At 53.7% G+C, this 492-nt stretch carries 1 pseudogene; it reads right to left on the bottom strand.

Features of this window, described 5'->3' with window-relative positions:
- Positions 1-83 precede the first annotated feature (83 nt).
- Positions 84-492: pseudogene (locus DWZ82_RS15775) on the bottom strand (electron transfer flavoprotein subunit beta); the annotation flags it as partial.

Raw genomic sequence — 492 nt, 5'->3', positions numbered from 1 at the left:
TGCTCACAGAATACCCATACGCCGGAAAAATCGGCGAGGTTCGTATTATTGAAATCAGCCATTGTTCAGTATTCTCCTTCCGATTAAATGATGTGCTTCTTCTGAAGCTCAGCAACCAGCTCGTCGCAGGTAGCCTTGTCAGCGCCCTCAAGCATCTTGCCCTGACCCTTCTGGGGAGGAGTGAAGGACTTGAAGATGTTGGTGGGAGAACCCTTCAGACCAATGGTGGTGGGATCGATCAGCGGATCGTCCTTCAGGGTGTTGTAGTCATAAACTGCGATCGGCTTATCGTAGCAGCCCATGATGCCCTTGATGGACATGTAGCGGGGCTCGTTCAGCTCCTTGATGCAGGTCAGCAGGCACGGGGTCTGGGTCTCGATGGTCATGTAGCCATCCTCCAGAGCGCGCTTAACGGTAACGGTGGTGCCCTCGATCTTTACGTCAGCAGCGTAGGAGATCTGCGGGATGTCCAGCTTCTCAGCGATCTGAGAG

The organism is Butyricicoccus sp. AF35-5AC, from assembly GCF_003477715.1.
GTDB lineage: Bacteria > Bacillota > Clostridia > Oscillospirales > Butyricicoccaceae > Agathobaculum > Agathobaculum butyriciproducens.
Note: the sequence above shows the minus strand (reverse complement) of the source record. Positions and strands in the feature narration are given on the sequence as shown.